This window comes from Pseudomonas sp. JQ170C (assembly GCF_035581345.1).
In the GTDB taxonomy this organism is placed as follows: domain Bacteria; phylum Pseudomonadota; class Gammaproteobacteria; order Pseudomonadales; family Pseudomonadaceae; genus Aquipseudomonas.
The window spans coordinates 1,914,034-1,939,831 of sequence record NZ_CP141608.1 but is presented as its reverse complement, the minus strand read 5'-3'; the positions used below and the strand labels follow the sequence as shown (position 1 = coordinate 1,939,831).

The window sequence follows — 25,798 nt, the reverse complement described above, 5'->3', positions numbered from 1 at the left end:
CGACAGTGCGCCACGTATGATCCCTTACAAACTCCTGCAGATTAGAAATCTATGTCCTTGATAGTGCTACTGCTTCTGCCGTTTGTCGGCAGCTGCCTGGCGGCTGTCTTGCCGCACAACGCACGTAACAGCGAGTCGCTGCTGGCCGGGCTGGTCGCCCTGGTCGGCACCGTTCAGGTCGCCTTGATGTACCCGCAGATTGCCCACGGCGGCGTGATCCGGGAAGAATTTCTGTGGCTGCCCAGCCTGGGCCTGAACCTGGTCCTGCGCATGGACGGCTTCGCCTGGCTGTTCTCCCTGCTGGTGCTGGGCATCGGCACATTGGTGTCGCTGTATGCGCGCTACTACATGTCACCGCAAGACCCGGTGCCACGCTTCTTTGCCTTCTTCCTGGCCTTCATGGGCGCAATGCTCGGCCTGGTGATCTCCGGCAACCTGATCCAGATTGTGTTTTTCTGGGAACTGACCAGCCTGTTCTCGTTCCTGCTGATCGGCTATTGGCACCACCGCGCCGATGCCCGTCGTGGCGCCTACATGGCCCTGATGGTCACCGGCGCCGGCGGTTTGTGCCTGCTGGCGGGGGTACTGCTGCTCGGCCATGTGGTCGGCAGCTACGACCTGGACAAGGTCCTTGCTGCCGGCGAGCAGATTCGCAGCCACGCCTTGTACCCCATCCTGCTTCCCCTGATTCTCCTCGGCGCCTTGACGAAAAGCGCACAGTTTCCCTTCCACTTCTGGCTGCCCCATGCCATGGCGGCGCCGACACCGGTATCGGCCTATCTGCACTCTGCAACCATGGTCAAGGCCGGGGTGTTTCTCCTCGCGCGCCTGTGGCCGGTACTCTCCGGCAGTGAAGAGTGGTTCTGGATCGTCGGCGGCGCCGGCGCCTGCACCCTGCTGCTGGGCGCTTTCGCGGCCATGTTCCAGAATGACCTCAAGGGGCTCCTGGCCTACTCCACCATCAGTCACCTGGGCCTGATCACCCTGCTGCTGGGCCTGAACAGCCCGCTGGCCGCCGTCGCAGCGGTGTTCCACATCCTCAACCACGCCACCTTCAAAGCCTCGCTGTTCATGGCCGCCGGCATCATCGACCACGAAAGCGGCACCCGCGATATTCGCCGCCTGAGCGGCCTGTTCCGGCTGATTCCGTTCACCGCGACCCTGGCCATGGTCGCCAGCGCGTCCATGGCCGGGGTGCCGCTGATGAACGGCTTCCTGTCCAAGGAGATGTTCTTCGCCGAAACCGTGTTCATCTCCTCCAGTGCCTGGATCGAAACGACCCTGCCGGTAATCGCTACCCTGGCCGGGACCTTCAGCGTGGCCTATGCCTTGCGCTTTACCGTCGATGTTTTCTTCGGCCCGCCGGCCACCGACTTGCCCCACACCCCTCACGAGCCTCCGCGCTGGATGCGTGCCCCGGTCGAATTGCTGGTATTGACCTGCCTGGTGGTGGGCATGTTCCCAGCCCAGTCGGTAGGGCCACTGCTGGCCGCAGCCGCCCTGCCGGTGGTGGGTGGAACACTGCCGGAGTACAGCCTGGCCATCTGGCACGGTTGGAACGCCCCCCTGATCATGAGCCTGGTTGCCATGACTGGCGGCGTGCTGCTCTACCTGTTACTGCGCAATCAGCTCAAGCTTGGGCGTTTCCCGCAACCGCCATTGATCGAGCGCTTCAATGGCAAGCGCCTGTTCGAGCGCGGCCAGGTGCTGCTGATGCGCATGGCGCGGCGCATCGAGCGCACCCTGACCACCCGACGCCTGCAGAAGCAGCTGTTCATGCTGGTGCTGGCAGCCCTGCTGGCAGGCCTGCTGCCGATGCTGCAGAGCGGGCTGACCTGGGGCGATCGCCCGAAGATCCCCGGCTCCGGCGTGTTCGTCATGCTCTGGGTGATCGCCATTGCCTGCGCCCTGGGCGCGGCCTGGCAAGCCAAGTATCACCGTCTGGCGGCATTGACCATGGTCAGTGTCTGCGGCTTGATGACCTGCATCACCTTTGTCTGGTTCTCGGCGCCGGACCTGGCGCTCACCCAGCTGGTGGTCGAAGTGGTCACCACTGTCTTGATCCTGCTCGGCCTGCGCTGGCTGCCGCGGCGTATCGAAGGCGTGTCGCCCTTGCCTGGCAGCCAGGAGCGCGCACGCCTGCGGCGCCTGCGCGACCTGATCCTCGCGGTAATGGTCGGCGCCGGCATGGCGTTGCTCTCCTACGCAATGCTGACGCGGCCGACCCCCAACATCATCTCGTCGTTCTACCTCAGCCGGGCACTGCCTGAAGGTGGCGGCACCAACGTGGTGAACGTCATGCTCGTGGACTTCCGCGGATTCGACACCCTGGGCGAGGTGACCGTACTGGTGGCCGTGGCCCTGGCCGTGTTCGCCCTGTTGCGACGCTTCCGCCCGCCTCGCGAGAGCATGCAGCTACCCGCCCAGCAACGCCTGCTGGCGCCCGACGTGGTCACTGACCTGGTCAACCCGCGCCAGGCAGCCGATACCGCACTGGGTTTCATGATGGTGCCGGCCGCGCTCGTGCGCCTGCTGTTGCCGATTGCCCTGGTGGTATCGATGTATTTGTTCATGCGTGGGCACAACCAACCGGGCGGTGGCTTTGTCGCCGGCCTGGTGATGTCGGTGGCCTTCATCCTCCAGTACATGGTCGCCGGTACCCAGTGGGTCGAGGCGCAGATGAGCCTGCGGCCGCTGCGCTGGATGGGCACGGGCCTGCTGTGCGCCACCCTCACCGGTGGCGGTGCGATGCTGCTCGGCTACCCGTTCCTGACTACCCATACGGCCCATCTGCACTTGCCGGTTCTGGGTGACATCCATTTCGCCAGCGCGCTGTTCTTCGACGTCGGCATCTTCACCGTCGTCGTCGGTTCGACCCTGTTGATCCTCACTGCCCTGGCGCACCAGTCGGTACGTGGACACCGTCCCGCCAGCCAGCCCAAAGCCACACAGACAGGAGCCGCCTGATGGAAGAAGTCATCGCAATCGCCATTGGTGTGCTTGCCGCCTCCGGGGTCTGGCTGATCCTTCGGCCGCGGACGTTCCAGGTGGTGATGGGCCTGTGCCTGCTGTCCTATGGCGTCAACCTGTTCATCTTCAGCATGGGTAGCCTGTTTATCGGCAAGGAGCCGATCATCAAGGATGGCGTGCCCCAGGACCTGCTCCACTACACCGACCCGCTGCCCCAGGCCCTGGTGCTCACCGCCATTGTCATCAGCTTCGCCATGACCGCCCTGTTCCTGGTGGTGCTCCTGGCGTCGCGCGGGCTGACCGGCACCGACCACGTCGATGGCCGGGAGTCCAACGAATGAGCTTCATGAATCAACTGATCATCGCCCCCGTCCTGCTGCCGCTGCTGACGGCGGCATTGATGCTGCTGCTGGGCGAGAAGCGCCGGCCCCTCAAGGCCCGCCTCAACCTGTTCTCCAGCCTGCTGGGACTGGCGATTTCCATCACCTTGCTGCTGTGGGTCCAGGACCAGGGCCAGGCCAGCTCCATCGGTGTCTACTTGCCCGGCAACTGGCCGGCGCCGTTTGGCATCGTGCTGGTGGTCGACCGTCTTTCGGCCCTGATGCTGGTATTGACCGGGATCGTCGGGGTCAGCGCGCTGTTGTTCGCCATGGCCCGCTGGGATGGTGCCGGGGCCAGCTTCCACGCCTTGTTCCAGATTCAACTGATGGGCTTGTACGGGGCCTTCCTGACCGCCGACCTGTTCAACCTGTTCGTGTTCTTCGAGGTGCTGCTGGCGGCGTCCTATGGCCTGCTGCTGCACGGTTCGGGCCGGGCACGGGTAAAGGCCGGCCTGCACTATATTGCCATCAACCTGTTTGCGTCATCGCTGTTCCTGGTCGGCGCGGCCATGCTCTATGGCGTCACCGGTACGCTGAACATGGCCGACCTGGCCGTGAAAATCCCGCTGGTACCCGAGGCCGATCGTGGCCTGCTGCATGCGGGTGCGGCGATCCTGGCCATCGCCTTCCTGGCCAAGGCCGGCATCTGGCCGCTGAACTTCTGGCTGGTGCCAGCCTACTCCGCCGCCAGCGCTCCAGTGGCAGCACTGTTCGCGATCATGACCAAGGTGGGCACCTATACGGTGCTGCGCCTGTGGACCTTGCTGTTTTCCGGCCAGGCAGGGGCTTCGGCCTTCTTCGGTGGCGAGTGGTTGATCTATGGTGGCCTGGCGACCCTGGCCTGCGCCGCAGTGTCGATCCTTGCCGCCCAGCGCCTGGAGCGCATGGCCAGCCTGAGCATACTGGTGTCGGCAGGCACCCTCATGGCGGCCATCGGCTTCGGCCAGGTGGCACTGACCGCAGGTGCCTTGTTCTACCTGGTCAGCTCCACCCTGGCGTTGTGCACCCTGTTCCTGCTGGCTGAATTGATCGAGCGCTCCCGCTCTGCCAACGAGCTGCCGCTCGATGACGACGATTGCCATCCTTCACCGCTGGAATCGTTGCATCCCCCCAAAGGCATCAACCTCGATGACGAACAAAAGGCCGTCATCGGCCAGGTGATCCCCTGGACCATGGCTTTCCTGGGCTTGAGCTTCATCGCGTGTGCGCTGCTGATCATCGGCATGCCGCCTCTCTCGGGCTTCATCGGCAAGGTCAACCTGATCGCTGCACTGTTCAACCCCCAAGGCCTGGGCGTTGCCCCCGAGCAAGCGCTTTCTGTACAGGGCTGGACCTTGGTAGCGCTGCTGGTGCTGTCGGGCATGGCCTCATTGATCGCCTTGACCCGGGTCGGCATCCAGCGTTTCTGGACGCCTCAGGAACGCCCTTCACCGCTGCTGCGTCGCTTTGAATGCATCCCCATCGTGGTCTTGCTGGGCCTGTGCATTGCCCTGAGCGTGCGTGCCGAGCCCCTGCTGCGCTACACCCAGGACACCGCCGCCAGCCTGCAGGACCCTGAGCAATACATCAGCGCCGTATTCGGTACTCGTCCGATCCCCGGCCCTACCACCCTGGCCACCAGCACTCAGGTGCAACCATGAGACGCCTGTTCCCCGCCCCCCTGCTGTCGCTGTCGCTGTGGCTGCTATGGCTGGTGCTTAACGTTTCGATGAGCCCTGGCAATCTGTTGCTGGGTGCCTTGCTGGGCATTTTCGCGCCCATCCTGATGGCACCGCTGCGGCCCATGTCGGCACGCATCCGTCACCCCTGGACTGTCGTGCGCCTGATCGTGCGGGTCGGCATTGATGTGCTGATCTCCAACCTCCAGGTTGCCAAGAGTGTCTGGACTGCCAAGCGCTGCCCACCGCGCTCGCGCTTCGTGCACATACCACTGGAACTGCGCGATGCCCACGGCCTGGCGGCGCTGTCGATGATCACCACCGTGATCCCGGGCACCATCTGGTCGGAGCTGGCACTGGATCGCAGTGTCCTGCTGTTGCATGTGTTCGACCTGGACGATGAAGCGCAGTTTATCGAGCACTTCAAACATACTTATGAACGCCCGCTGATGGAGATCTTTGAATGACTGGCCTGCTTGCCAACGCCATTCTCGCCAGCCTGTTCATTTTTGCCCTGGCCATGGCCCTGACACTGTTTCGGCTGTTTCGCGGCCCTTCCGCCCAGGACCGCGTCCTGGCACTGGACTACCTGTATATCCTGGCCATGTTGACGATGTTGGTGCTGGGCATCCGCTACGCCAGTGATACCTATTTTGAAGGGGCGCTGTTGATCGCGTTGTTTGGCTTTGTCGGCTCGTTTGCCTTGGCCAAGTTCCTGCTGCGCGGAGAGGTAATCGAATGAACAACCTGAACGAGTTGCCGTTCTGGGTCGAGTTGCTGGTGGCGGTATTGTTGCTGCTCAGCAGTCTGTTTGCCCTGAGCGGGGCGCTGGGCCTGATTCGCCTGAAAGACTTCTTTCAGCGCATGCACCCGCCTGCCCTCGCCTCGACCCTGGGTACCTGGTGTGTCGCACTCGCATCGATCCTGTATTTCTCGACACTCAAGCAGACACCGGTGCTGCACGCCTGGCTGATCCCGATCCTGATGGCAATCACCGTGCCGGTAACCACCTTGCTGCTGGCCCGTGCCGCGCTGTTTCGCAAGCGCATGGCAGGTGACAAAGTCCCGGGGGAAATCAGCAGTACGCGTGAGCGGGCAACCAAAGCCTAACCCGTCAGTTTTTGCAGCTCGCGGCGCACCATCGCCGCGTATTCAGCCGGGCCCAGCTGATAGAGCTGGGTAGCGACCCAATCGAACCATGCCCCTTGCAGGCGCGGACGCTGCGCCAACCATTGCTCGGCCTGCTCTCGCGCCCTGGCCTGGTGACGTGCATGAAACTCGGCGCGCCCACCGGGCTCGCTCGGTACGCTCACTCGCTGGCCTTGAAGGTGATCAGCTCACCCTTGCGCCACTTGGCGGCCTTGCCTGTGGCAGCCTTCAGAATTTTGCTCAGGCCTTCCTGCAATTGCTGGTGGGCAGCAAAAATCAGTACCACGCCCTGGCCTTCACGCAGGACGATACCTTCGCCTTCAGGCACCGAGACAAAGGCATAGTCGCCCAGGCCATAAACCGTCAGCTTGATGTCGCGAAAACGAACTTCCAGCTTGCCACCTTCACGGCTGGGCAATACGGCGGCGCGAAAATGATCGCCGACCTTCAGCTCCAGACGTTGTTTGTCATCGACCACCATTGCGACATCAGTATCGATTTCGGCCATGTACAGGCCTTCCGCGTTTTGCTCGGTGACATAGACAAAACGCGATTGAAACTGTTTGACCAGTTTCGCCCGAAGATCGCCCAGTACAAACAGGGCATGGGTATCCAGATTACTGACTGCCAATGAAGAATTCCTCAAAACCGATTACACGTCGCCGCCACACGGACACCAAGGTTCCGTGAAGGCACCGGCACTTCAATTTGAAGTCTGAAAGACTAATGGATTAAGCGTACGAATAGTCTGAACTGACAGGCGCTCAAGCGAGCGGGATTAATTACCTTTCTCTGCCAGTCCAGACCTGGTGGCGGATGTTCAGCAGATTTCCTCAATCGGAACAGCCATGTCTGACAGCACTAGCGCAATAAAAATGCGATAGATGAACGCAGGCTCTTCAACAGAATGAGTGCCGAAAATCATCCGCAATACACAGGGGAGTGAATATGCACGAAAACACCGAATTACGTCGAGAGCTCAATACCCATTCCTGTGCAGATTGTTCTACCACCACGGTGTCGACACCCCGCTATGTGGTGATCCCTGCGGGAAAGGCGTTTTTCCATGTCACCGAATATGCCACCGGAAGAGTCAAGGGCTTCCGCTGTGAGCACAACCAGGCCTGCGCCCTGGCCCGCGACCTCGAAAGTTGATCGGTACGGCCTCAGCCGGCCTGGCGTGCCATGCCGGGCCGGCTGCCTGTGTTCAATTGCTCAAGCCACGCCGCACGACACTCCTGGGCCTCGGCACGGCTGGCAAAGGCAGTGCCACGGCGCTCACCATTGACCAGCACCACCCAGCACACCCGCTTGCCCAATGCCTGCAGAGACGGGGGCACACCACTACCAATCATCACCGCTACATCGACTTGGCTATTCATCATTCCCTCCGGAATTTATTAGCAACCTAACGATATAGCCATGATAAGCCCTGCTCCGCCGTGGAAAAAGCTATCCACCGCATAGCTGTTTTGCATCAGCGGTAACAAAGCCGACTCAGTTGAATACCGCCTGCTGGGGCCGGTAGCCCAGCCGCAACCCGCCCCAATGACGCCCCTTGACCCGGATCGGTACCGACAGATCGTGCATCAACTCACCCGTGTCGCGCGTATAGGTCTGTAGCAGGACCGCCTGCTGATGGCTGCCGCAACGAATACCGGTGCGGTCATCGAACTTGCGCTTGCTGCGGTTATGCGCAGTATCCACCGCCTCATCACCGGTCAACGGCTGGTTGAAGGCCATGTTATGGGTCGGGACGTAGCCTTGCTGGGTACAGGCGATGGCAAATACCAGCCCCTCATGTTGCTTGAGCAAGGGCTCCTGGATGGCGGGCAGGACCTGATCGGTATAGCGGTCGAATCGCGTCTGGTAGCGCGCTGGCGAGGTGCCCGCCACATGCTGGTAATGACGATCGAACAAATCCTCCAGGCCGATTCGGCCCTGGGCAATATCGGCCTCGAACTGTGCCTCGATCTGCTGGGCCCCTTGCCGGGCCAGGTCGTACACGCGCTGGTGGTAGTCGTCCAGGCCGACCTCGGCCAGTCGCTCGCTGATACTCTCTGCCTGGCCCTCCAATTGCACCGCAGCCTGGGCCAGCCGCTGGGTTTGCTGGTCACTGGCCTGCAGGTCACTGCGCATGCGCGCCATCGCCTGGAACAGGCTGTCCAGTTGCACCCGGTTGGTCTCGGTGCCCTCGGCGATTTCACCGATCTGCTGCTCCACGCCGGCAGCCAGGCTGGCGATGCTGTCCAGTTGCCCACCGGTGTGTTCGACCTGGTCAACACCGCTGTGCAGGTCATCGGACAATGCACGGATCTGCTCGACCACCTGGGCCGTACGCTCCTGGATGTCAGCGACCATCAGGCCGACCTCCTGCGTGGCAGTGGCGGTGCGTCCGGCCAATCCACGAACCTCATCGGCTACCACGGCAAAACCACGGCCATGCTCCCCCGCCCTGGCCGCCTCGATGGCAGCGTTGAGGGCCAGCAAATTCGTCTGGCTGGCAATGGCCTGTATCACCAGGGTCACCCGGGCAATGTCTTCACTGCGCTGGTGCAGGGCCTCGATCAACTCGCGGCTGGCGCTGGCACGCGCGCTCAACTGATGCATCCGCTGGATCGACTCCGCCAGCACTTCGCGCCCGCTGGCGCTGCTCTGGTGAGCGGTGCGCGCGGCAGCCAATGCATCCTGGCTCAGTTGGGAGGTGGCCTTCTCGGTGCCGATCATGACTTCGGCACTGCTGACGATCTGCGCCGCCGCGTCCAGTTGCGACTGCAGCTTGCTCGCCAGTTGTTGCACCGAGAACGCCACGCCCGCCGCCGAGAGCGCGTTGTGGCTGGTTGTCTTGGCAAGGTCGCGGGTCAATTCACCCAGCGGATCGCCTTCAGCCTGGACGACGGTAACCGGCTTGCGCAGGCGAGGAACCCACAGGGCCAACAAGGCCAACGGCAAGCAGACATACAGCGACACCCCGGCAAAGGCCATGGCCGCCAATACCCCCGTGAGCACCAGGCTTTGCAGCACCAGCGTCGACCAGGGCGCAGCACCACTCGAAGTAGCTTCAGGCTCCAGCAAGTCACCAGACAGCGATCCATTTCGCAGCATGTTCGGGCTCCAACGCAGCATGTTGTTATTGTGCGGCCATTAAAGGCCACTATAACGCCATTAACCATGCTCCTTTCGGTGTACAGCCCTTACCATTGATGCAGGGCAACAAACGCAAAAACCCCGGGGAGCGATCCCCGGGGTTTTTGTTGGACACCCGTGTCTGTCAGGCTTGACGCTGGTGCTTGTCGATCTGCTCGTGACGCTCTTGAGCTTCGATGCAGTACTTGGTGGTCGGGCTGATCAGCAGACGCTTCAGGCCGATGGGCTCACCGCTGTCGTCACACCAGCCGAAGCTCTCGTCGGCGATACGGCCCAACGCCATTTCCAGTTGTGGCAGCAGACGCTGATCACGTTCGATCGCGTTCACCAGCCAGTGGCGCTCTTCTTCGACCGAGGCGGCATCGGCAGGATCGGCAGGCGTATCCAGGCTCTCGATGGTTACACGGCTTTGCTCGATGCGCTCATGGGTCTCAACCTTCATCGACTGCAGCAGCGCGGTGAAGTAAGCCAGTTGCTCAGCGTTCATGTAATCATCGGCCGGCATGGCCAGCAACTTTTCCTTTGTCATTGATTTCTCTATAAAAAATACGTGCATTAAGGCGAATCGGGTGCTCCTGGCAAACAGCGCTCCAGCAGCGGAATTCTTCAAGCACCATCCGGCACTCAATTTACAGGGGGCGGCAGTCTACGGCCGAGATTCGCACTGGGCAACAGGAATGACGGTGCAATTGACCGAAAAGGCCCACAAGTGCTTCCCCTGGCGCGGGTTTATAACAAAAAAACCACCTGCGCGGCGCTTTCCTGGGGACAAACGGTGGATTGGCGGTAAAAAGCTTGTAACAAATTCTCGTCTGCCGCTGTAAATGCGTTGCCCTCACCCCAGCAACTGACTCAACACCGCGCGCAATTTTCCCGGCTTCACAGGCTTGTTCAGCAACGGTGCACCCAGGCGTTGCATGGCCCGGCGACTCTGCTCGCTGCGATCGGCCGTGATCATCACAGCGGCGATGCGCTGCCCAAAATGACCGCGCAGGTCACGCACCACCTCGCACCCGGTCACCCCATGGTCGAGGTGGAAATCGGCCAGGATCAACTCCGGCGCCTGTCCCGCCAGCACTACCAGCGCTTCGCCATAGTCAGCGGCGGTCACGACTTCACACCCCCACTGCTGCAACAGCGCCGCCATGCTCTGCTGGATACTCGACTCGTTATCCAGCACCAGCAATCGCCGCCCGGGCAACGGATCACCGAGCGCAGTGTGCACGAAGGCCGTCGCCGCAGGGGCTTGTGGCAGGTACGGCGACAACGGCACCTCGATGCTGAACACCGAGCCACGGCCCGGCCAGGAACGCACCTGGACCCGACACTCAAGGATGCGCGCAATGCGCTCGACAATCGCCAGGCCCAACCCAACCCCCTTGCGATCGGCTGCGCGGCCCACATCCAGTTGGTTGAACTCGAGAAAGATGGATTCGAGGCGATCTGCTGCAATGCCTCGCCCGGTATCCCAGACCTCCAGCCGTACATGCTCACCCTGCCGGCGGGCACCGAGCAGAATGTGCCCCTGCTCGGTGTAGCGGCAGGCGTTGCTGATGAAGTTGCGCAGAATCCGCGTCAGCAGCCGCAGGTCGGTACGCACGCCCAACCGGCCGCTGCGAACCCGCAAGCCCAGGCCGGCGGCCTCGGCCACCGGCTGGAACTCCGAGGCCAGGGGCGCCAGTACTTCGTCCAGGCTGTAGAGGTCGAGGTCCGGCTTGATCGCGGCCTGGTCCAGCCGGGAAATATCCAGTAGGTCGGTCAGCAAGTCCTCGGCGCCTTCCAGCGCCTGGTGCGCGCGCTCGACCAACTGTTGCTCGGCAGCGGGCAAGCTGCGCTCGCGCAGGGTAGAGATCAGTAGCCGCGCGGCATTGAGCGGTTGCAACAGATCGTGGCTGGCGGCCGCCAGGTACTTGTCCTTGCTGCGATTGGCCGCCTGGGCGGCATCACGGGCCTCGATCAGTTCGTTGGTGCGCTCGGCGACCCGCTGCTCCAGTTGATCGTTGAGTTGCTGCAGGCGTTGCTGGGCCAGCTTGCGCTCGGTGATGTCGGCCACGAAGCCCTCCACCACACCCGGCTCGTCCGGCCGCAGCAACAGGTTCATCAGCACGTCGATATGGCTGCCGTCGCGTCGGCGCAACTGGGTTTCATAGCCGAGCAGCGCTTGCTCTCGCTGCAACGCCTGGGCAATGGCCAGCAGTTCGTCCTGGCCCCCGGCAAACAGATGGCTGGCCAAGTCCCGGCGCGAGAGCAACAGCGCGGGTGCATCGGGGTAGCCGAGCATGCGTGCCAGCGCAGGGTTGGCGGCGCGCATGCCATCGTCGAGGCTGGCCTGGAAAATGCCGTGCACGGCATGCTCGAACAACCACTTGTAGCGATTGCGCTCGGCCTCCAGTTCCTCCAGGCGTACTGCCAGCTCCGGATAATGACTTTTGCGAACGGTGTGATTGCTCAGCCCCAACAGCCCGGCCAGGGCGTCACCCTGCAGGTCAGAGGGCCTCGCCATACACCACCTCGACGTCACGCTGACTGGAACTGCGCGGGTTGGTGAGGATGCAGGGATCGTCCATGGCGTGCTGGGACAGGAACGGGATGTCTGTCATTCCCACCCCGTGCAGGCTCAAGGTTTCATGAAAGCCCACGGCATGTTTGAGGGCGATCAGGTGCTCGACCAGGCGCTGGCTGATCTGCCTGTGATTAAGCCCGCGGCAGTCGATGCCCAGGGTCTGTGCAATCACCTTGAAGCGATCGGGCGCTGCGCTGTAGTTGAATGCCACCACATGCTCAACCAGCACCGCGTTGCACAGCCCATGAGGCAGGTCGAGAAAGCCGCCCAGGCTATGGGACATGGCATGTACCGCGCCCAGAATCGCATTGGAAAAGGCCAGCCCGGCCTGCATGCTGCCGAGCATGATTTTTTCCCGCAGGGCGATATCGCTCGGGTTGGCGATCATCTCCACCAGGTTGCCGTTGATCAGGCGCATGGCTTCCAGCGCATGAGGGTCCGTCAAGGGGCCGTGACCGGTGGACACGAAGGCTTCGATGGCGTGCACCAGCGCATCAATGCCGGTACAGGCCGACAGGAACGGGTCCATGCTCAGGGTGGTTTCCGGGTCGATCAGCGACACATCGGGCACCACCGCCTTGCTGACGATGGAGAACTTCATCCGCTCCTGCTGATTGGAGATGATCACGAACTGCGACACGTCGGCGGATGTGCCGGCCGTGGTGGGGATGAGGATCAATGGCGGGCTGGGCACACGGATGGTGTCAACGCCCTCGAACTCGAGGATGTGGCGACCGTGGGCCACCACAATGCCGATGCCCTTGGCACAGTCCATCGGGCTGCCACCACCGACAGCGACGATCACGTCGCACTGCTCGCTGCGATAGCGCTCGGCGCCGCTCATCACTTCCTCGACCCGCGGGTTGGGCGAGACGTCGGTGTACAGGCAGTAGTCGATACCCTGCCCTTGCAGGCTGGCCTCGATATCGGCTACCCAGCCCGCGGCGATCACGCCCGGGTCACTGACCAGCAGTACCTTGCGCGCGCCGAAGGTTCTGGCGTAGTTGGCCACATGGTGTCGGCATCCGGCGCCAAAGATGATTTCCGGGGAAACGAATTTGCGCAACTGGCTCAATTTCGGGCTCATGCGACGCCTGTATTGTTGTAGTAGTCGTAAGCGCCAGCCTACTGTATCCGGGTATGAATGCAATCAGGCCCGAAAGGGCCTGGAACGACAACGCCGGCTACTGCAAGCAGCAACCGGCGCCAGAGGGATCAACGATTGGCGAAGTACATCGTCACTTCAAAACCGATACGCAAATCAGTGAACGCAGGCTTTTTCCACATAGGTCCATCCTCTTCTGGCACCACAGGATTGCGGTGCTTCTATTAATACACCGTTGCCGGTGCGGGTCGAATGCTACTTTGGAAGCGATTTGGTACAGCTACCCGGGCCTTCAGAAGAACCCCAGCGGATTGATGTCGTAGCTGACCAGCAGGTTCTTGGTCTGCTGATAGTGGTCGAGCATCATTTTGTGGGTCTCGCGACCGACCCCGGATTTCTTGTAGCCCCCGAACGCGGCGTGCGCCGGGTACAGGTGATAGCAGTTGGTCCACACACGGCCCGCCTTGATGCCACGGCCCATGCGGTAGGCGCGATTGATATCGCGGGTCCATACCCCGGCGCCCAGCCCGAACTCAGTATCGTTGGCAATGGCCAGCGCCTCGGCTTCGTCCTTGAAGGTGGTCACGCCCACCACCGGCCCGAAGATCTCCTCCTGGAACACGCGCATCTGGTTGTGCCCCTTGAGCAGGGTCGGCTGGATGTAATAGCCCGTGGACAGGTCGCCGCTCAATCGCTCGCAGTCGCCGCCGGCCAGCACTTGTGCACCTTCTTCCTGGGCGATTTGCAGGTAGGAAAGAATCTTGTAGTACTGCTGCTCCGAGGCCTGGGCACCCACCATGGTTTCGGTGTCTAGCGGATTGCCGCGCTTGATCTGGCCGATCTTTTTCAGCACCTGTTCCATGAACGGCTCATAGATCGACTCTTGCACCAGGGCCCGTGACGGGCAGGTACAGACTTCTCCCTGGTTGAAAAAGGCCAGCACCAGGCCTTCGGCGGCTTTCTCGATGAACGCAGGTTCGGCCTGCATGATGTCTTCAAAGAAAATGTTCGGCGATTTCCCCCCCAGCTCCACCGTTGAAGGAATGATGTTTTCGGCCGCGCACTTGAGAATATGCGAGCCCACCGGGGTGGAACCTGTGAAGGCGATTTTGGCGATGCGCTTGCTGGTCGCCAGGGCTTCGCCGGCTTCACGCCCGAAGCCCTGGACGATATTCAGCACACCCGGCGGCAGCAGGTCACCGACCAGTTCCGCGAACACCGTGATCGACAGCGGGGTCTGCTCTGCCGGCTTGAGCACCACGCAGTTACCCGCTGCCAGGGCCGGGGCCAGTTTCCAGGCGGCCATCAGCAGCGGGAAGTTCCACGGAATGATCTGCCCGACCACACCGAGCGGTTCGTGGAAATGATAGGCCGCGGTCATGTCGTTGATTTCGGCGGCGCTGCCCTCCTGGGCGCGGATGCAGCCGGCAAAGTAGCGAAAGTGATCGGCAGCCAGCGGCACATCGGCATTGAGCGTCTCGCGGATGGCTTTGCCGTTGTCCCAGGTTTCGCTGATAGCCAGCACCTCAAGGTGCGCTTCGATACGGTCGGCAATCTTCAGCAAGACGCGCGAGCGCTCTTGAACCGACGTACGCCCCCAGGCATCGGCGGCGGCATGGGCAGCATCCAGCGCCCGCTCGATATCGTCGGCGTTCGAGCGCGGGAACTCTGCGATCGGCTGACCGTTGACCGGGGAACTGTTGGTGAAGTACTGGCCACTGAGCGGCGCGACAAATTCACCGCCGATGTAATTGCCATAGCGTGCTTTGAAATTCGCAATTGCATCCGGCGTGCCGGGGGCTGCATAGATCATGATGGGGCCTCTGCTGATCGAGACCTGTCGCAACGACAGGCAGTGACTCGATCTTATTCAGCGAGGCGGGCGGGACGAATCGGCCCTTGGCAGGGAACGGCTACTCATTTGGTAGTAAGGCACAGGCGGGGGTAGCCAGGCAGAACAACAGCGTTTGGCACTCAGGGCCATCTGCCCGAGGGGGGATGGGTTCAGCGTCATGAGCAAGCTTCCTGCTGTTAAAACGAAGCTGCATCTCGACGCTGCCCCACCCTCACCCAGGTGGTACAGGCTGCCGGGTTCAGCGGTCCTTGAACTGCGCTTCGCGTTTGGCGATGAACGCAGCCATGCCCTCTTTCTGGTCTTCGGTGGCGAAGGCCGCGTGGAACACCCGGCGCTCGAAACGCACGCCTTCGGCGAGGTTGACCTCAAAGGCACGGTTGACGCTTTCCTTGACCATCATGGTTATCGGGATCGACTTGCTGGCGATGGTCGCGGCCACCTTCAGGGCCTCTTCCAACAGCTCGGCCTGCGGTACCACGCGTGCCACCAGGCCTGCGCGCTCAGCCTCTTCGGCGCCCATCAGGCGACCGCTCAGGCACAGCTCCATGGCCTTGGCCTTGCCCACTGCACGGGTCAAGCGCTGGGTGCCGCCCATGCCCGGCAGCACGCCGAGGTTGATCTCGGGCTGGCCGAACTTGGCGTTGTCACCGGCCAGGATGAAGTCGCACATCATGGCCAGCTCGCAGCCGCCACCCAGGGCAAAGCCGGACACCGCAGCGATGATCGGCTTGCGACGGTTGGCGATGCGGTCGGCGTCGCTGAACAGGTCATCGACGTAGATCTGCGGGTAACGCAGGTCGGCCATTTCCTTGATGTCGGCGCCCGCGGCAAACGCCTTGGCCGAACCTGTCAGCACCACGCAACCGATGTTCGGGTCGGCTTCGAGCTGGTCCAGCGCCTGGTTGATCTCGCCAACGATCTGCGCATTGAGCGCGTTGAGCGCCTGCGGGCGGTTGAGGGTGATCAGGCCGACCTTGCCGTGGATGTCCAACAGAATGGTTTCAAAACTCATGCATGCTGCTCCGTCAAAGATTGCGCGCAATGACCATGCGCTGAATATCGCTGGTGCCTTCGTAGATCTGGCAGACCCGCACATCGCGGTAGATGCGCTCCAGCGGGAAGTCGCTCAGATAGCCATAACCGCCCAGGGTCTGCAAGGCATCCGAACAGACCTTTTCGGCCATTTCCGAGGCAAAAAGCTTGGCCATCGACGCTTCGACCAGCGCCGGACGCCCGGCATCGCGAAGTGCGGCGGCGTGCTGGACCATCTGCCGGGCCACGGCAACGCGGGTGGCCATGTCAGCCAGGCGGAAGGCCACGGCCTGGTGTTCGATCAGCGGTTTGCCGAAGCTCTGGCGCTCGCGGGCATAGTCGCGGGCCACTTCAAAGGCGGCACGGGCCATGCCCACCGACTGCGAAGCGATGCCGATACGCCCACCTTCGAGGTTGGCCAAGGCGATCTTGTAGCCTTCGCCCTCCTCGCCCAGGCGGTTAGCCACCGGAACACGCACATCGTCAAAAACGATCTGGCAGGTGTCGGAGGCGTGCTGGCCGAGCTTGTCTTCAACCCGCGCCACCTGGTAGCCCGGCGAGTCGGTCGGCACGATGAAGGCACTGATCCCGCGCTTGCCGGCGGCCGGGTCAGTGACGGCAAACACGATCACCACCCCGGCGTTCTGCCCGGAGGTGATGAACTGCTTGCAGCCATTGAGCACATAGTGATCGCCATCGCGGCGGGCACGCGTCTTCAGGCTGCTGGCATCGGAGCCGGCCTGGGGTTCGGTCAGCGCGAAGGCCCCGAGCATCTGGCCGCTGGCCAGCGGCACCAGGAACTGCTGCTTTTGCGCGTCGCTGCCAAACTTGAGGATCGGCACGCAACCCACCGAGTTGTGCACGCTCATGATGGTCGAGCAGGCGCCATCGCCAGCGGCGATTTCCTCCAGGGCCATGGCATAGGCCACATAGCCGGTGTCACTGCCGCCCCACTGCTCCGGCACCAGCATGCCGAACAGGCCCAGTTCGGCCATCTCCCCGATCGCTTCCTTGGGGAAGCGGTGTTCGCGGTCCCACTGCTCGGCGAAGGGGCGCAGGCGCTCCTGGGCGAACTGGCGGACGGCGTCGCTGATTTGCTGTTGTTCGTCGTTAACTAGCATGGTGCACCTCAGTACAGACACTCGACGGCCATGGCCGTGGCTTCACCGCCGCCGATGCAGATGGCGGCCACGCCGCGGCGCAGGCCTTTCTGGCGCAAGGCGGCCAGCAGGGTGACGAGAATTCGCGCGCCCGAGGCGCCGATCGGATGGCCCAGGGCGCATGCGCCGCCGTGCACGTTGACCTTGTCGTGGGGCAGGTCCAGGTGCTTCATCGCCGCCAGGGTGACCACGGCAAAGGCTTCGTTGATCTCGAACAGATCGACCTCGGCCAGGTTCCAGCCGGTGCGCTTGATCAGCTTGTCGATGGCGCCGATCGGTGCAGTGGGGAACAGCGCCGGGGTGTCTGCGAAGGCGGCGTGGCCGTGGATCACGGCCAATGGCTTGAGGCCCTGCTTTTCGGCCTGCGAGCGACGCATCAGCACCAGTGCCGCGGCACCGTCGGAGATCGAGCTGGCGTTGGCCGCCGTGACCGTACCGCCATCACGGAACGCTGGTTTGAGTTGGGGGATCTTGTCCAGGCGGGCCTTGGGCGGCTGCTCGTCATCGCTGATCAGGCGCTGTTCCTTGCCCACGGTCACTTCGACCGGGACGATCTCGCTGGCAAAGCTGCCGTCCTTGATCGCCTGCTGCGCACGGGTCAGCGAAGCGATGGCGAAATCATCCTGCTGCTGACGGGTAAAGCCGTCCTGCTCGGCGCAGTCCTCGGCAAAGGTGCCCATCAGGCGGCCCTTGTCGTAGGCATCTTCCAGGCCGTCGAAGAACATGTGGTCGATGATCTTGCCGTGGCCCATGCGGTAACCACTGCGGGCCTTGTCCAGGAGGTACGGTGCGTTGGACATGCTTTCCATACCACCGGCCACGACCACATCGGCGCTGCCGGCCAGCAGCAGGTCATGGGCCATGATGGCCGCCTGCATGCCCGAGCCGCACATCTTGTTCAAGGTGGTGCAGGTGGTGCTCTTGTTCAGGCCGGCGCCCAGGGCAGCCTGGCGTGCAGGTGCCTGGCCAAGGCCGGCAGGCAGTACGCAGCCAAACAGTACTTGCTCGACGCTGTCGGCACTGACGCCGGCACGCTCGACAGCCGCGCGAATGGCAGCGGCGCCCAGTTGCGGTGCGGTGAGGCTTTTCAGGTCGCCCTGCAGCCCACCCATGGGGGTGCGCACGGCGCTGACGATTACGATCGGATCATTGGCAAGGGTCATGATTTCAGTCCTCCTGCAGTTATTTGGCGGCCATGCGCAAGGCACCGTCGAGACGGATCACCTCACCATTGAGCATGCTGTTTTCGATGATATGGCGAGCCAGCGCCGCGTATTCCTGCGGGCGGCCCAGGCGTGGCGGGAACGGTACGCCAGCGGCCAGCGAATCGCGCACCTCCTGGGTCATGCCGGCCATCATCGGGGTCTCGAAAATCCCCGGGGCGATGGTCATGACGCGGATGCCGAAGCGTGCCAGCTCACGTGCTGCGGGCAGGGTCAGGCTGGCAATGGCGCCTTTGGAGGCGGCGTAGGCAGCCTGGCCGATCTGGCCGTCGTAGGCGGCGATCGAGGCGGTGTTGATGATCACCCCGCGCTCGCCTTCGCTGCTGGCCTCGCCCTCTGCCATGGCCGCGGCGGCCAGGCGAAGCAGGTTGAAGCTGCCGATCAGATTGACGTTGATAACCCGGCAGAAGCTGTCCAGGCCATGCGGGCCGTTCTTGCCCAGCACCTTCTCGGCACCGACGATGCCAGCGCAGTTGACCAGGCCGTGCACCGTGCCAAAAGCCGTCACTGCGGCGTCAACTGCAGCCTTGGCGGCGGCCTCCTGGCTGATATCGGCAACGGCGAAACGGGCGTTTGGCCCCAGCTCCTGAGCCTTGGCCGCAACGGCCTCGGCATTGAGGTCGACCAGCATCACCTGGGCGCCGGCCTCGATGAGCATCTGCGCGGTAGCGGCGCCCAGGCCCGAGGCCGCGCCGCTGACGATAAAGTTCTTGTTGGCGATCTGCATGATGTTCGTTCCTCAGGCGCTGGCGGTCTGGGCCAGCGCGGCTTGTTGTTTGGCGATTTCCTGGTTGCGCAGGATGAAGCGCTGCAGCTTGCCGCTCGGGGTTTTGGGCAGCTCGCTGACGAATTCGATTTCCCGTGGGTAGGCATGGGCGTAGAGGCGCTGGCGTACGTGCTGTTTCAGTGCTTCGGCCAGCTCGTCGCTGGGCTGCTGGCCTGCGGCCAACACCACGAACGCCTTGATCAGCTCGGTGCGCTCTGGGTCCGGCTTGCCGACCACCGCCGCCTCGATCACGGTCGGGTGCTCGATCAGCGCGCTCTCGACATCGAAAGGGCCCACCCGGTACCCGGAAGTAGTGATCACATCGTCACTGCGACCGACAAAGCTGATGCTGCCATCGGTGTTGAGCTCGACGGTGTCGCCGCTCAGGTAGTACTTGCCGACGAAAGACTTGGTCGGTAGGCCGTGATACCCCCCGAACCAGCATAGCGGCGACTGTTCGCGGTCGACCGCCAGAATGCCCGGCTGCCCCGCGGGCAGTTCATTGTGCTGCTCATCGAGCACGACGATACGGTGCCCGGGAATGGCAAAGCCGGCCGAGCCCAGGTGCACCGGATGCTCCAGGCCGTGGTGGTTGCACAGCACCATGCCCAGTTCGGTCTGGCCGTAATGGTCATGAATGGTCACGTCCAGCTCGTCGGCGAACCAGCGGATCACTTCCGGGTTCAGCGGCTCGCCGGCGCTGCTGACCACACGCAGGCGGCCCTTGATCGGCGCGCTGAACGCGTTGCCGGCAGCGATCAGCAAGCGGTAGGCAGTCGGCGAACCCGCCAGGTTGCTGATGGCGTATTTGTTGATGACCCGGCAGGTGCTTTCGACGCTGAACGGGCCATCGAAGAAGGTCGTGGAATGCCCAAGCGCCAGCGGGCCGGTTACCGCGTAATAAAGACCGTAGGCCCAACCCGGATCGGCCAGGTTCCAGAAGTTGTCTTCAGGGCGCAGGTCGATGGCATCGCGCATGTAGCCCTGGAAGGCGACGATTGCCCGCAGCGGTACTTCCAGCGGCTTGGCCGGGCCCGTGGTGCCGGAAGTGAACATCAGCAGGAACGGTGCATCGCACCCCAGCAGCACGGGCGCGCAGTCATTGCTGGCGGCGTTGAGTTCGGTATGGAAATCCAGGTCGCCGGAGCCGGCCTGGGCGCCGACGCAGATGATGGTCGGGCAGCCATGCACGTCATCGAGCTTGCTGCGGTTGAGCGGCTCGGTCACCACCACTTTCGCCCCGGACTGCTCCAGGCGGTGCTCGATGGCCTTGGGCCCGAAGGCGGTAAACAGGGGTTGATAGACGGCGCCCAGGCGCCAGGTGGCCAATACGGTAACCAGCAACTCGACGGTGCGCGGCATCAAGCCTGCTACCCGATCGCCAGCGCCTACACCTTGCGCCTTGAGCACATTGGCCAGGCGCGCGGCGGCTTCTTGCAACTGCTCGAAACTGTACTGCGCGCTGTCGCCATCGCGGTTTTCACAGTTGAGCGCTATGCGGTGGTCGCCGACATGCCGGTCGCAGCACTCGACACAGGCATTGAGTGCTTCCAGGCTGCCCTGCAGCACTGCTGCAGCGGTCTGCTGATAGTTGAAACCCTTCGCTGCGCCGCGGTAATCACGCATCGCCAGACTCCTCGTTTCTTATTGTTGGAATAAAACGAATGATCTGGAGATAGTCGCGCTAGCGCCGGGGCAGGACAATGGCCAAAGCTGTCAATCTGGATGACTGGTTTGGCGCTCGGACTGGCCTTGTCCGATCAAGGTGCGGTAATGGCCCGGATTGCAGCCGTACCATTTGCGAAAGGCCTTGTAGAACGAACTGCTGTCGGCAAACCCCAGCCGATCAGCGATCTCGGCAAAGCTCACCTGGTCCTCGGCCAGCCAGGCGATGGCCAACTCCTTGCGCACACTGTCCTTGAGCCCTTGGTAGGTCTGCCCCTCTTCGGCCAGGCGCCGGCGCAGGGTCGAGGCCGAGATGCACAGCTGCTGGGCCTGGCCTTCGGTCTCGGGCCACTCGCCTGCCGGCACTTGGCGCAGCGCTGCCTTGATCCGCCGCGCCAGGCTGGAAGGGTCGCGGTACTTGACCAGGATGTTGCCCGGTGCCTCGGCAAGAAACCGCTGCAACTCCTCAGGGGTGCGCTTGAGCGGCAGGTCCAGGCAGTCGGCGGCAAAGATCATGCGCGTGCGTGGGCGGCCAAATTGCAGGTTTTCCGAGAACATCACCCGGTAATCGTCGCAGAACGGCGGCTCATCGCAGCGCAGCTCAATGGCCAGGATCGGAATGCGGCGACCGGCCAGCCAGCAGGCCACGCCGTGGACGATCATCCAGAAGGTGAAATAGGTAAACGGGCGACGCGGCGCTTCCTGGGGCTCGCCAATGACGATTTCGGCCAGGCTCTGCTGACGCACCAGCACCGGCTGCAGGTGTTCGAGCATCAGCCCCAGAAACGCCAGGGCGGTTTCAATGGCCGTGCCCAGGGTGGGCTGGGTCATCGAGGAACGGCAGAGAAAGGCCAGGCTGCCCGTGCGCAGGCCGCGCGGGTCCATGCAAAAGAACTCATCGTGGCAACGCCGCGCCAGCAGGCGCCAAAGCTCGGCATAGGCGCTGGCCGGCACGCGGGCGCTGGCCTCGTGCAGCTGCGCCGGATCAATGCCGACGCGGCTGAGCATGGCCTGGCTGGGGGCGCCGGGGGCGCAGGTCTGCAACAACGCTTCACGCACCAGTTGCATCGAGATGGTGTCTTTCTCCGCCATCAGCCGTCGTTCACCCTGCCTGTCTTTATGTGAGGGCCATCTTAGGGGCCCGCCCGGAAAATGCCAGCCCTGCCTCACACCGTCGCGGCCAGGCTCAGGAACGCCTGGATCAGGCGCAGTTCGCGGCGCCGCTCCAGGCAACCGAGCATATGCTGATTGACCAGGCCGGGCCCGGCCATGGGGCGGGCAACCACCCGCGGGTCGTGACTGACTTCAATCGAAGAGACAATACCGATACCCAGTTCTGCCGCCACCGCCTCGGTCACCGCCTCCCGGCTGTCCAGTTCGAGCAATACCCGCGGCTGCACCTGGGCCTCGCTGCAGGCCTGGTCGAAGGTGCGCCGGGTGATCGAGGTGGGCTCGCGCAGCACCATGATCTGCTGGTTCAGCGCACTGATCTGCAGCTCCCAAGGCTCCTTCGCCCACGGATGGCCGACCGGTAGCAAGGCGCAGATCCGGGAGTCGCCAAGGCTCTGCAAATGCAAGCCCTTGCGTGGCTCCACCTCGGTCATTACCGCCACGTCGGCATGTTCGGACATCAGTGCGGCCAGGGTTTCCTGGGCGTTGCCCAGGCGCAGGTTGACGGTGACCCCCGGGTAGCGCGCGCGCAGCTTGGCCAGCATCGGCATGACCCGGTGCGGGCCGTCGGCGGCCACCTCCAGGCGTCCGGTGAGCAACTGGCGGTTGGCCTCGAGCATCGCTTGTGCCTCTTCCGCCAGGCCGAACATGGCGCGGGTGATCGCTGCCAGGCGAATCCCCTCCTCGGTCAGCTCGACCCGACGCGCGGTACGCCGCAACAGGGTGATCTGGTAGTGCTCCTCCAGCGCCTTGATGTGCCCGGTAACGGCCGGCTGACTGATGAACAAGCGGCTGGCCGCACGGGTAAAGCTGCCCTCACGGGCGACGGCATCGAAAGCGCGGAGCTGGAACAGGTTCATATCTATCGGCCTGACTTATGGCTGGCATAACAACAAACAATTTGATTGATGGCGCGCAGAATTGCAACTTAGGCCCCGTAGATTCAGCCCACCGCTTGTGAGGACCACCGGAATGAGTAACGCCCCAATCCTGCTGACCCCCGGCCCACTGACCACCTCAGCCCGCACCCGCCAAGCAATGATGGTGGACTGGGGTTCCTGGGACCGTGATTTCAACCAACTGACCGCCAGCCTGTGCGAGCAACTGCTGGCCATCGTCGGCGGCGCCGACAGCCACCACTGTGTGCCCTTGCAAGGCAGCGGCACCTTCGCCGTGGAAGCGGCCATCGGCACCCTGGTGCCCCGCGATGGCAAGGTCCTGGTACTGATCAATGGTGCCTATGGCCAGCGCCTGGCAAAAATCTGCAAGGTACTGGGCCGCGCCTACAGCACCTTTGAAACCGCTGAAGACGAACCCACCACCCCCGCCGATGTCGACCGCCTGCTGGCCGCAGACAGCAGCATCACCCATGTGGCACTGATTCACTGCGAGACCAGCACCGGCATCCTCAACCCACTGCCAGAGATTGCCCAGGTCATCGCCCGTCACGGCAAGCGCCTGATCATCGACGCCATGAGCTCTTTCGGCGCGCTGCCGATCGATGCCCGCGAAGTACCGTTCGACGCCCTGATCGCCGCCTCCGGCAAATGCCTTGAAGGTGTGCCCGGCATGGGCTTCGTGTTTGCCAACAAAGACTCGCTGGCCGCAGCCGAGGGCAACTCGCCCTCGCTGGCCATGGACCTGCAGGACCAGCACGCCTACATGGCCAAGACCGGCCAGTGGCGCTTCACCCCGCCAACCCACGTGGTGGCGGCGCTGCACGAAGCCCTGCTGCAATACAACGAAGAAGGCGGCCTGCCGGCCCGTCACCAGCGCTACGCGAGCAACTGCAAGGCCCTGCTCGACGGCATGGCGGCCATTGGCCTGCGCAGCTTCCTGCCAGCCGAGATCCAGGCACCGATCATCGTCACCTTCCACGCCCCGACAGACCCGCGCTACCAGTTCAAGGACTTCTACGAACGCGTCAAGGCCAAGGGTTTCATCCTTTACCCGGGCAAGCTGACCCAGGTCGAAACCTTCCGCGTCGGTTGCATCGGCTGCGTCGGCCCGGACGGCATGCAGGCGGCGGTCAATGCCGTGGCCGAGGTGCTGCGTGAAATGGAAGTGCTGGAAATCTGAAGTCTGCCCCTTACCTGACCTGCGAACCGACCCGCTCAAGGAACCCTTTACATGAACTACAACAACCCGACTCAACTGCAAGCCGCCATCCTCGACTGGGCCGGCACCGTGGTCGACTTTGGCTCCTTTGCCCCGACCCAGATTTTCGTCGAGGCCTTCGGCGAATTCGACGTCGAAGTCTCCATCGAAGAAGCCCGTGGCCCGATGGGCATGGGCAAGTGGGACCACATCCGTACCCTGTGCGACCAGCCGCAGATCGCCGAACGCTATCGCAAGGTCTTCGGTCGCACCCCGACCGACGATGACGTCACGGCCATCTACAACCGCTTCATGCCCCTGCAGATCGAAAAGATCGCCGTCCACTCGGCGCTGATCCCGGGCGCCCTGGACACCCTGACCGGCTTGCGCAAGGACGGCCTGAAGATCGGTTCGTGCTCCGGCTACCCGAAAGTGGTGATGGACAAGGTGGTGGAGCTGGCAGCGCAGAACGGCTACGTTGCCGACCATGTGGTCGCCACCGACGAAACGCCCAACGGCCGCCCATGGCCGGCTCAGGCCCTGGCCAACGTGATCGCCCTGGGCATCGACGATGTCGCGGCCTGCGTGAAGGTCGACGACACCGTACCGGGCATTCTTGAAGGCCGCCGCGCGGGCATGTGGACCGTGGCGCTGGTGTGCTCGGGCAACGCCCTGGGCCTGACCTACGAAGGCTATCGCGCCCTGGCCTCGGACAAACTCGACAGCGAGCGCAAGCGCATCCATGCCCTGTTTGAAGGTTCACGCCCGCACTACTTGATCGACACCATCAATGAACTGCCGGAGGTGATTGCCGATATCAACCGCCGTCTGGCCAAAGGTGAAATGCCCCAGGCGGTGTAAAACGCCCCAAACGCCAGAAGCCGAGGTCAATGTCTCGGCTTCTGGCGTTTCTTCAGCAAGGTATTGAACGGCTCACCCCTGGTGACGTTCGACCCAGGTGGCGTACTTGTCGATAAAGGTCTGCAGGAACGGCCGGACTTTCTCCGACAGCTTGCCGCTGTCATCGAACAGCGTCGCCGCCCCGCCTATATAGGCCTCGGGCTGCTGCATGCAGGGCACATCAAGGAAAACCAGCGACTGGCGCAGGTGATGGTTGGCGCCAAAACCGCCCACCGCCCCCGGCGACACGCTGATCACCGCCCCGGGTTTACCGCTCCAGGCACTTTGGCCATAGGGCCGCGACCCCACGTCAATGGCGTTTTTCAGTACGCCCGGCACCGAGCGGTTGTACTCCGGTGTAACGAACAGCACCGCGTCACTGTGGCGAATCTGCTCGCGGAAGGCCTTGTAGGCGGCCGGTGGATCGACGTCGATATCTTCGTTGTAGAGCGGCAGGTCGCCGATCTCGACAATCTTCAACGTGAGGTTGGAGGGCGCAAGCGCTGCCAGCGCAAGGGCGACCCTGCGATTGAAGGACTCCTTGCGCAAGCTGCCGACGACGACGGCTACCGAATACACCTGGCTCATGGCAATTTCCCGACGTGAAAAGTGGTAGGAAGTTTTAGGTATAGATGATCCAATCCAGCGCTGAAGTTTTTTTCCCAGCGGGCAAAACTTACCCGGTAAAACAGTGGTCTATGTCTGACAGATTTTCACTTCTTCAGAGGTTGCACGGTAAATGACAGCAGTACTGGTCGGACAGTTTCATGCACGGGACGCAGAAGGCCGCATCTATCCCGTCCATGAGTTTCAGGAAGCCACCCTCGAAGCCGACGGTAGTGCCGCATCCCTGCCTATCACCACCTATAAGCTGGCCATCGGCGACCGGGTCAACCACCTGGGCGAAGATCGCTTTGAATTGGCCCGCACGGGCGTGGAAATCATCCGCATTCCCTGA

At 62.9% G+C, this 25,798-nt stretch carries 27 protein-coding genes; 10 read left to right on the top strand and 17 right to left on the bottom strand.

From position 1 onward, the window contains the following. Nucleotides 1-51 precede the first annotated feature (51 nt). From U9R80_RS09130 to U9R80_RS09105, 6 genes are read left to right on the top strand one after another with little or no spacing between them, the layout of a single operon-like run. The gene (locus U9R80_RS09130) at nt 52-2,967 is read left to right on the top strand and encodes a monovalent cation/H+ antiporter subunit A (protein WP_301842719.1); all 2,916 of its coding nucleotides are present in this window, start codon (nt 52-54) and stop codon (nt 2,965-2,967) included. After that, a complete protein-coding gene (locus U9R80_RS09125) occupies nt 2,967-3,311 on the top strand; it encodes a Na+/H+ antiporter subunit C (RefSeq protein WP_274118383.1) in 345 nt (114 codons plus the stop codon). Before U9R80_RS09130 ends, U9R80_RS09125 begins: the two co-directional genes overlap by 1 nt. After that, nucleotides 3,308-4,990, top strand: coding sequence for a monovalent cation/H+ antiporter subunit D (locus U9R80_RS09120; protein ID WP_301842717.1), 1,683 nt, complete (start codon nt 3,308-3,310; stop codon nt 4,988-4,990). The genes U9R80_RS09125 and U9R80_RS09120 overlap by 4 nt, the downstream gene beginning before the upstream one ends. Beyond that, on the top strand, nt 4,987-5,475 hold the full coding sequence (locus U9R80_RS09115; protein WP_301842715.1) for a Na+/H+ antiporter subunit E: 489 nt from the start codon (nt 4,987-4,989) through the stop codon (nt 5,473-5,475). Before U9R80_RS09120 ends, U9R80_RS09115 begins: the two co-directional genes overlap by 4 nt. Next, nucleotides 5,472-5,750 (top strand): K+/H+ antiporter subunit F, encoded by a 279-nt coding sequence (locus tag U9R80_RS09110; protein WP_028945266.1) that lies wholly within the window; start codon nt 5,472-5,474, stop codon nt 5,748-5,750. Before U9R80_RS09115 ends, U9R80_RS09110 begins: the two co-directional genes overlap by 4 nt. After that, entirely contained in the window at nt 5,747-6,118 is a 372-nt protein-coding gene (locus U9R80_RS09105; protein WP_301842712.1) for a Na+/H+ antiporter subunit G, read from the top strand. Before U9R80_RS09110 ends, U9R80_RS09105 begins: the two co-directional genes overlap by 4 nt. On the opposite strand, the gene U9R80_RS09100 is transcribed toward U9R80_RS09105, so the two are convergent. Together U9R80_RS09100 and U9R80_RS09095 are read right to left on the bottom strand one after the other, a co-directional pair. Beyond that, on the bottom strand, nt 6,115-6,321 hold the full coding sequence (locus tag U9R80_RS09100; protein WP_301842711.1) for a hypothetical protein: 207 nt from the start codon (nt 6,319-6,321) through the stop codon (nt 6,115-6,117). The genes U9R80_RS09105 and U9R80_RS09100 overlap by 4 nt on opposite strands. Then, nucleotides 6,318-6,788, bottom strand: coding sequence for a hypothetical protein (locus tag U9R80_RS09095; RefSeq protein ID WP_301842710.1), 471 nt, complete (start codon nt 6,786-6,788; stop codon nt 6,318-6,320). The genes U9R80_RS09100 and U9R80_RS09095 overlap by 4 nt, the downstream gene beginning before the upstream one ends. Nucleotides 6,789-7,105: 317 nt before the next feature. Between U9R80_RS09095 and U9R80_RS09090 the strand changes: the two genes are divergently transcribed. Then, nucleotides 7,106-7,312, top strand: a complete 207-nt coding sequence (locus tag U9R80_RS09090; RefSeq protein WP_301842739.1) for a hypothetical protein — start codon at nt 7,106-7,108, stop codon at nt 7,310-7,312. A gap of 11 nt (nt 7,313-7,323) precedes the next feature. Here the strand turns inward: U9R80_RS09090 and U9R80_RS09085 are convergent, their stop codons facing one another. The 14 genes from U9R80_RS09085 to U9R80_RS09020 form a co-directional block, all read right to left on the bottom strand. Continuing rightward, nucleotides 7,324-7,539 (bottom strand): hypothetical protein, encoded by a 216-nt coding sequence (locus U9R80_RS09085; RefSeq protein ID WP_301842708.1) that lies wholly within the window; start codon nt 7,537-7,539, stop codon nt 7,324-7,326. 115 nt (nt 7,540-7,654) lie between these two features. Next, nucleotides 7,655-8,884, bottom strand: a complete 1,230-nt coding sequence (locus tag U9R80_RS09080) for a methyl-accepting chemotaxis protein (protein ID WP_442964967.1) — start codon at nt 8,882-8,884, stop codon at nt 7,655-7,657. Nucleotides 8,885-9,428: 544 nt separating this feature from the next. Continuing rightward, the gene (locus tag U9R80_RS09075) at nt 9,429-9,833 is read right to left on the bottom strand and encodes a TraR/DksA family transcriptional regulator (protein WP_028945272.1); all 405 of its coding nucleotides are present in this window, start codon (nt 9,831-9,833) and stop codon (nt 9,429-9,431) included. 306 nt (nt 9,834-10,139) lie between these two features. Beyond that, nucleotides 10,140-11,807 carry a PAS domain-containing hybrid sensor histidine kinase/response regulator gene (locus U9R80_RS09070; RefSeq protein ID WP_301842705.1) on the bottom strand — a complete coding sequence of 556 codons (1,668 nt, stop codon included), beginning with the start codon at nt 11,805-11,807 and terminating at the stop codon, nt 10,140-10,142. Next, nucleotides 11,791-12,954 (bottom strand): alcohol dehydrogenase-like regulatory protein ErcA, encoded by a 1,164-nt coding sequence (gene ercA, locus U9R80_RS09065; protein WP_301842704.1) that lies wholly within the window; start codon nt 12,952-12,954, stop codon nt 11,791-11,793. Before ercA ends, U9R80_RS09070 begins: the two co-directional genes overlap by 17 nt. A 128-nt stretch (nt 12,955-13,082) precedes the next feature. Further along, nucleotides 13,083-13,154: a pyrroloquinoline quinone precursor peptide PqqA gene (gene pqqA / locus U9R80_RS09060; RefSeq protein WP_009394664.1), complete on the bottom strand. Its 72-nt coding sequence runs from the start codon at nt 13,152-13,154 to the stop codon at nt 13,083-13,085. A 110-nt stretch (nt 13,155-13,264) separates the two neighbouring features. Continuing rightward, complete coding sequence (gene exaC / locus U9R80_RS09055; protein WP_301842703.1) at nt 13,265-14,785, bottom strand: acetaldehyde dehydrogenase ExaC; 1,521 nt, start codon at nt 14,783-14,785, stop codon at nt 13,265-13,267. Nucleotides 14,786-15,065: 280 nt separating this feature from the next. Further along, entirely contained in the window at nt 15,066-15,839 is a 774-nt protein-coding gene (locus tag U9R80_RS09050; protein WP_301842701.1) for an enoyl-CoA hydratase, read from the bottom strand. A 13-nt stretch (nt 15,840-15,852) separates the two neighbouring features. Beyond that, nucleotides 15,853-16,980: an acyl-CoA dehydrogenase gene (locus U9R80_RS09045; protein ID WP_301842699.1), complete on the bottom strand. Its 1,128-nt coding sequence runs from the start codon at nt 16,978-16,980 to the stop codon at nt 15,853-15,855. Between the two features lie 8 nt (nt 16,981-16,988). Continuing rightward, nucleotides 16,989-18,182, bottom strand: a complete 1,194-nt coding sequence (locus U9R80_RS09040; protein ID WP_301842697.1) for an acetyl-CoA C-acyltransferase — start codon at nt 18,180-18,182, stop codon at nt 16,989-16,991. A gap of 19 nt (nt 18,183-18,201) precedes the next feature. Then, entirely contained in the window at nt 18,202-18,969 is a 768-nt protein-coding gene (locus U9R80_RS09035; RefSeq protein WP_301842696.1) for an SDR family NAD(P)-dependent oxidoreductase, read from the bottom strand. Nucleotides 18,970-18,981: 12 nt separating this feature from the next. Next, nucleotides 18,982-20,634: an AMP-binding protein gene (locus U9R80_RS09030; RefSeq protein WP_301842694.1), complete on the bottom strand. Its 1,653-nt coding sequence runs from the start codon at nt 20,632-20,634 to the stop codon at nt 18,982-18,984. Between the two features lie 90 nt (nt 20,635-20,724). After that, entirely contained in the window at nt 20,725-21,765 is a 1,041-nt protein-coding gene (locus tag U9R80_RS09025; RefSeq protein WP_301842693.1) for an AraC family transcriptional regulator, read from the bottom strand. A gap of 74 nt (nt 21,766-21,839) precedes the next feature. Continuing rightward, nucleotides 21,840-22,703 carry a LysR substrate-binding domain-containing protein gene (locus U9R80_RS09020; protein WP_301842692.1) on the bottom strand — a complete coding sequence of 288 codons (864 nt, stop codon included), beginning with the start codon at nt 22,701-22,703 and terminating at the stop codon, nt 21,840-21,842. A 112-nt stretch (nt 22,704-22,815) separates the two neighbouring features. On the opposite strand from U9R80_RS09020, the gene U9R80_RS09015 reads away from it, so the two are divergent. Next, nucleotides 22,816-23,922, top strand: coding sequence for a 2-aminoethylphosphonate--pyruvate transaminase (locus U9R80_RS09015; protein WP_301842690.1), 1,107 nt, complete (start codon nt 22,816-22,818; stop codon nt 23,920-23,922). Nucleotides 23,923-23,973: 51 nt separating this feature from the next. Beyond that, entirely contained in the window at nt 23,974-24,801 is an 828-nt protein-coding gene (phnX, locus tag U9R80_RS09010) for a phosphonoacetaldehyde hydrolase (RefSeq protein WP_301842688.1), read from the top strand. A gap of 72 nt (nt 24,802-24,873) precedes the next feature. Here the strand turns inward: phnX and U9R80_RS09005 are convergent, their stop codons facing one another. Next, nucleotides 24,874-25,428, bottom strand: a complete 555-nt coding sequence (locus U9R80_RS09005) for an NADPH-dependent FMN reductase (RefSeq protein ID WP_301842687.1) — start codon at nt 25,426-25,428, stop codon at nt 24,874-24,876. Between the two features lie 151 nt (nt 25,429-25,579). On the opposite strand from U9R80_RS09005, the gene U9R80_RS09000 reads away from it, so the two are divergent. Then, entirely contained in the window at nt 25,580-25,798 is a 219-nt protein-coding gene (locus tag U9R80_RS09000; protein ID WP_028945288.1) for a hypothetical protein, read from the top strand.

Bases quoted from the DNA above. Each gene is read 5' to 3' on its own strand.
- U9R80_RS09110 (WP_028945266.1), top strand. From the start codon at position 5,472: ATGACTGGCCTGCTTGCCAACGCCATTCTCGCCAGCCTGTTCATTTTT.
- U9R80_RS09005 (WP_301842687.1), bottom strand. From the start codon at position 25,428: ATGAGCCAGGTGTATTCGGTAGCCGTCGTCGTCGGCAGCTTGCGCAAG.
- U9R80_RS09125 (WP_274118383.1), top strand. From the start codon at position 2,967: ATGGAAGAAGTCATCGCAATCGCCATTGGTGTGCTTGCCGCCTCCGGG.
- exaC (WP_301842703.1), bottom strand. From the start codon at position 14,785: ATGATCTATGCAGCCCCCGGCACGCCGGATGCAATTGCGAATTTCAAA.
- U9R80_RS09080 (WP_442964967.1), bottom strand. From the start codon at position 8,884: ATGATCGGCACCGAGAAGGCCACCTCCCAACTGAGCCAGGATGCATTG.
- U9R80_RS09025 (WP_301842693.1), bottom strand. From the start codon at position 21,765: ATGGCGGAGAAAGACACCATCTCGATGCAACTGGTGCGTGAAGCGTTG.
- U9R80_RS09035 (WP_301842696.1), bottom strand. From the start codon at position 18,969: ATGCAGATCGCCAACAAGAACTTTATCGTCAGCGGCGCGGCCTCGGGC.
- U9R80_RS09040 (WP_301842697.1), bottom strand. From the start codon at position 18,182: ATGACCCTTGCCAATGATCCGATCGTAATCGTCAGCGCCGTGCGCACC.
- U9R80_RS09020 (WP_301842692.1), bottom strand. From the start codon at position 22,703: ATGAACCTGTTCCAGCTCCGCGCTTTCGATGCCGTCGCCCGTGAGGGC.
- U9R80_RS09090 (WP_301842739.1), top strand. From the start codon at position 7,106: ATGCACGAAAACACCGAATTACGTCGAGAGCTCAATACCCATTCCTGT.
- U9R80_RS09000 (WP_028945288.1), top strand. From the start codon at position 25,580: ATGACAGCAGTACTGGTCGGACAGTTTCATGCACGGGACGCAGAAGGC.
- U9R80_RS09050 (WP_301842701.1), bottom strand. From the start codon at position 15,839: ATGAGTTTTGAAACCATTCTGTTGGACATCCACGGCAAGGTCGGCCTG.
- U9R80_RS09075 (WP_028945272.1), bottom strand. From the start codon at position 9,833: ATGACAAAGGAAAAGTTGCTGGCCATGCCGGCCGATGATTACATGAAC.
- U9R80_RS09120 (WP_301842717.1), top strand. From the start codon at position 3,308: ATGAGCTTCATGAATCAACTGATCATCGCCCCCGTCCTGCTGCCGCTG.
- U9R80_RS09130 (WP_301842719.1), top strand. From the start codon at position 52: ATGTCCTTGATAGTGCTACTGCTTCTGCCGTTTGTCGGCAGCTGCCTG.
- U9R80_RS09030 (WP_301842694.1), bottom strand. From the start codon at position 20,634: ATGCGTGATTACCGCGGCGCAGCGAAGGGTTTCAACTATCAGCAGACC.
- U9R80_RS09115 (WP_301842715.1), top strand. From the start codon at position 4,987: ATGAGACGCCTGTTCCCCGCCCCCCTGCTGTCGCTGTCGCTGTGGCTG.
- U9R80_RS09070 (WP_301842705.1), bottom strand. From the start codon at position 11,807: ATGGCGAGGCCCTCTGACCTGCAGGGTGACGCCCTGGCCGGGCTGTTG.
- phnX (WP_301842688.1), top strand. From the start codon at position 23,974: ATGAACTACAACAACCCGACTCAACTGCAAGCCGCCATCCTCGACTGG.
- U9R80_RS09085 (WP_301842708.1), bottom strand. From the start codon at position 7,539: ATGAATAGCCAAGTCGATGTAGCGGTGATGATTGGTAGTGGTGTGCCC.
- U9R80_RS09105 (WP_301842712.1), top strand. From the start codon at position 5,747: ATGAACAACCTGAACGAGTTGCCGTTCTGGGTCGAGTTGCTGGTGGCG.
- U9R80_RS09015 (WP_301842690.1), top strand. From the start codon at position 22,816: ATGAGTAACGCCCCAATCCTGCTGACCCCCGGCCCACTGACCACCTCA.
- U9R80_RS09045 (WP_301842699.1), bottom strand. From the start codon at position 16,980: ATGCTAGTTAACGACGAACAACAGCAAATCAGCGACGCCGTCCGCCAG.
- ercA (WP_301842704.1), bottom strand. From the start codon at position 12,954: ATGAGCCCGAAATTGAGCCAGTTGCGCAAATTCGTTTCCCCGGAAATC.